The sequence below is a fragment of the Thomasclavelia sp. genome (genome assembly GCF_047249845.1).
In the GTDB taxonomy this organism is placed as follows: Bacteria; Bacillota_I; Bacilli_A; order Erysipelotrichales; family Coprobacillaceae; genus Thomasclavelia.
In genome coordinates, this window is the sequence record NZ_JBKTWO010000091.1 from 1 (window position 1) to 4,994 (window position 4,994).

General features: G+C 29.5%; 3 protein-coding genes. All 3 read right to left on the reverse strand.

Annotation, left to right across the window (positions count from 1 at the left end):
- Positions 1-3,596, reverse strand: a 3,596-nt coding sequence (locus ACLR9T_RS13300; protein WP_413109991.1) for an alpha-L-fucosidase, incomplete at its 3' end; no start/stop codon positions are given.
- 549 nt (positions 3,597-4,145) lie between these two features.
- Positions 4,146-4,685, reverse strand: coding sequence for a TetR/AcrR family transcriptional regulator (locus tag ACLR9T_RS13305; protein WP_413109992.1), 540 nt, complete (start codon positions 4,683-4,685; stop codon positions 4,146-4,148).
- A gap of 154 nt (positions 4,686-4,839) precedes the next feature.
- Positions 4,840-4,994, reverse strand: a 155-nt coding sequence (locus ACLR9T_RS13310) for an LPXTG cell wall anchor domain-containing protein (RefSeq protein WP_413109993.1), incomplete at its 5' end; no start/stop codon positions are given.

Genomic DNA, 4,994 nt, shown 5'->3' on the forward strand with positions numbered 1-4,994 from the left:
TCAAATGCATTATTTACTTCTTCTTGACTTGCATTGTCTTTTGCATAGATAGTTTGAGCATTTTCCAATGCTGCTTTGAATTCATCAGCTACTGCTGGTACTAATTTATCTAATTGTTTTTGAGTTACTGCATTAGCCATATCAATTGCTATTGATAATGCTGTTTTATTTGTTTCGATAATTTCTCCAGCCACAGTAACACTAACAGTATCACTAATCTCTGTACCTGCAATTGTTCCTGTAATTATTGCTGTACCTGCATTAACTGCTTCTACTACACCATCTTTAGATACTTTAGCTACTGTTATATCTGAACTTGTCCAAACAATATCTTTATCACTTGCATTTGTTGGTGTAACAGCTGCTTCTAAAATTTGTGTTTGCCCTTTCTTCAATGATACCTTATTTGGAGTAATATTTACCCCAGTAGCGGATATGTAATTATATGTAAATGTTACACAATCTAAATTAGGATGATCTTTAGAGCCAACTTGAATAAACTTAAGTTTATTCATTCCTGCTTTAGGAATATTGATTGTTATCTGAGTATTATTAATAAATGGATCCCCTTGTTTCCAAACATCTTTATTGCCAGTAATTGCCATATCACCGCTTCTTTCATTATCAAAATGAATTGTATTTGGAGCCCCTGAATAATATTGAATATCCATTGTATATTGACCTGCTTTTGGAGCATTGAACCAAATTGTTACATTACCTTTTGTATTAAGGTCAATAACCATTCCTGTACCACTTAAATTAGTATAATTAGGATGATCACCTCTTTTAACAGTTCCAGCACCACCATCTAATTCACCATCTTCAAATTCTATCTTTATAGCTTCTGTGGCACTTAGATTTGTATATGTGCCCTTTTCTCGAATATATTTTAACTCATTATTTAGATTTTCATTATAACTATCTACATCTTTTTGACTTAAATCAGGTAATTCTAAAAATACCTTAGCATTACTAATTAAATTTTGTAAGTTTTGCCAAACATCTATTTCATATTTATCTGAAGATAGTTTTTCAGCATTTTCAATAGTTTCTAATAATTTTGATGTATCTACTTCATTATCTAAAATATAAATCATTGCTTTAGAGTTAAAACCAACAATTGCCTTATTTGTAGGTTTGCTTAATGAAACTGTATAATAAAGTGTTCCTGATGTTTCATCATTATCTATAGTTGGAAGAGCTACTTCTTTTCTAGTTTCTCCATCTTTAAATGTTAAAACTGTATCAACTGTTTCATAATGTCTGCCATTAACTGCGGTTCCTGGCGCAGTATTAACTTGAACTGTTACTTCTCCTTTACTTCCACCAATACGATTTACAATCATTGTAGCCGATTTTGATTCCTCTACTTCAAGAGATGGATTTTCTATTTCAAACATTCCTGAGCAATCATTATTTAAATAGAATAGCCCATCACTTGCTATTGATACTTTTCCATTTATTGTAACAGGCTGCAATAATACTGTATGTTCGCCATTTTCAAGAGTATCTGAATAATATACCAGATCACTCATATTAGTAGTTGCATTAGGATCATTTAGATTAACAATAAATGGTTCCCCATTATCAACAGTAACTTTAATTCCTCCAAAGTTTTTAGAATACCTTGATGACAAGATAAAACGTGTTCCTGTAAATTTATAAGTTGCACTAGCGTTGCTATCCCATGTTGACATGCTATTTGGTCTTACTGTATCAGCATCATTTTTGTTCCAACTGCCTGTCGTAGTAGCACTATGTGCATCAATAAAATCTAGCCCAGCTGGTATAGGTACAGAAGCCTTTCCAAATTCTATTCTACTGTCCATCTTATAAGCACTTATTTCACTGATTTTAGGACTTCCATAAGCACCTTTAATAGTCAAACGAATTGCATCGGCATCTACAGGATTATCACGTAAAATACTTTGATATCCTATTGTTTGTTTTGATTTACGTGTAGAGTTCCCTGTTCTACCAAAAGTTTTCCAAGCACCATTTACCCGTACTTCAACTTCATAATCGGATATATTTTGTCCTAATGGTACATATTCTTTAATATCAATTAAATCAAACTGTTGTGTACCATCTAAAAATACTGTAACTGAACCTGTATTTTGACCTTCTTGTGCTGCCCAATAGCTATCATAGTTACCATTTATAACATTATCAGCAGAATATGAAGGTGAATTTTTGTAAGTTGTAGTTGCAACTGCTTTAGCACCTTTTGTAACATTTGTTGCAAAAGTATTATCTAAAATACTTCTTAATTCTTTTAAAGAATCGACATAACTCTCTTCAAGCAAACCTTTTCGATTAGGAGGAGTATTTAATAACATCGGTGTTGCATTTCCAACACTTTGGAAATAATTCTCTGTCATTTGGATTCCACTTTGAGGATTTTTATTTTTCCAGAACCAATCCCCAATAATTGAATAATCAGCTTCCGGCATACTCCAAATTGCTCCATTTGGATCACCTCGGGTTAAATATCCACCATCTTCATAACTGTTTGCATATTTCCATCTAAAATTACTTCCTGATTTATATACTTGCAGTTTACTTGGATATTCAGATTCCGGATTAGAACCTATTCCTAAATTATAATCATTCCACAATTTATCAGGATCTACTTGTGCCCAAATTGGATCATATGAAAAACCAGATTCATTTCCAACCCAACGAACATCATTTCCAATATTATTAAAAATTAATACCCCTGGTTCTAATTCTCTACACAAAGACCACCATTCTTTTAAATCATATTCCTGATATCGAGGATCATTTTTAGCTCCATCCATCCAGATTTCAACAAATTTTCCATCTCTACCATATTTATCATTACTAAGCACTTCTTTTAATTGATTTAAATAAAATTCATTATAATCACCTGCGCCATTATCAACCACTTCAATCTTTCCATTAAAAGTTTTATTTAGCGGATAAGTAGAATCAACTAAAGTTCCATTACCCTGATCATCTACTTTTAAAACTAATTTTCCTCCATCATCATATACATTAACATTTTGTCCATAAGAGGTTTCTCCCATATCCCAAGGTGAAAGATATAAACCCATATCCATTTCATATTTTGTACATGATGCTGATAATCTTGCTAAAACATCTCCTTGATCTGGACTGTTTAGTCCAAATGGCGAATATCCAACATTTCTTTGTGAATACTCACTTGGCCATAGTTGAAAACCATCATGATGTTTTGCAGTTATAATTATCTTTTTAAAACCAGCATCTTTCAATGATGTTACCCACTGATCAGTATCTAATTCGGATGGATTAAAAGCAGCTATTTCTTCAGGTGTACCAGTTCCCCACTCATTTCCTGTAAAAGTATTAGGACCAAAATGAATAAACGCTGATAATTCTTCTTTGTAATAATCCATTTGTTCTTTACTTGGTGTAGCACCACGAATTGCTGGAGCTGTTACATCAGATGAACCAGTTAATGAATTTTGATACTCCTCTATTTGTGCTTCATCACTGTCACTTTCTTCTAATGCGTTAGTCATCTTTGTTAAAGACAAACATGAAAAAACAATAATAAAAGATAAGCAAAATCTTAAAATTTTCTTTAACATAATTTTCCTCCACTAATATCTAATTTTTTCTTTTCCCATAAATAAAATATAAATTTATACTTTTTAAACCTCTCCTTTCTATTAATTATTTGTAATCACTATATTTCATACATCTTCCTATATATGAAATAAAATGATGTACATACATTTATTTTAAATACAATAAATAAAAACAAGACTAAAAACATCTCTGTTTTATAGTCTTGCCTACTTAAAGTAACAATCTATACTAATTACAATATCCATCAAATCTTATAAATATTTTCTTTGTTAGCTGTTTTATAATATCTAATCTTTAAAATATAAAGATTAGTTAATTTATAAAAAATATTAAATAAAAAGGTATAATTTCATTGATTTTACATCTTATTATAAAAATCACTTTATTAAAAATAAAATATATTTTATCAACCAATTTTATAACCATTATCTTATATTTATTATATCACTTAACAATTAACAATAATATTATCAAACATTTATAAATGTATAGAAAAAGGTAACATTCAATTATATGTGTTACCTTTTTCTATATTCAAGTAATTTTTATTATAAATAATTGCTAAATAAAGTTTCAACTGCCCATTTTTGATAATTCTCAGCCATTTCTCTTGGGCTCAAGATAAAATCATCCATAATCCATTTCTTTATCAACATGACTTGAGCTGATGCATAAAAATGGCAGGCATATTCTCTTTCTATTTCACTGATCCTACTATCAACTAAAATTTTTTGCATACTTTTAGTTAAATTATACAATAAATATGATTCTAAAGAATCTTTTCCTTGTAGATTGATTGTTTTACGATAAAATACTTTATTATCATATATCCCCTGATACATCGCTTCTAAAATAATTGGTCGATTTAATTCCATTTTACCAAATTTATCAATTAAATTATTAAGCACACTAATTACATCTTTAATTAAAATTTGTTCCAAAACATCATATTTATCCTGATAGAATGTATAAAAGGTTTTTCTTGATATCTTCGATTGTTCACAAATCATTTTAACTGTCACTTTATTAAAACCATTATCACATATTAAATGTCGAGCACTTTCTAATATCACATCATGATTTTCCATATTTTTCTCCTATCATTTTATCGTCTTTATATTAACACTTATTTACCTTTCATTAAATAACTTAATTTATTTCTGATATTTTTAAAACTGATAAACAAACTAAATAACGCCATAATTTTTAGAAAGTTATGGCGTTATTATTTTAATTTTATAATTAACAATCTTCTTTTTTTCTTAAGATACTTATTCCTGCAATACTTAACATCATTACTCCTATAAATACTCCTACTAGTCCATTATCTCCTGTCTTAGTCGCATTTACCTTTGTATCACCTGGTTTTACTGTACTTTCAGGATTTGTTGGATTAG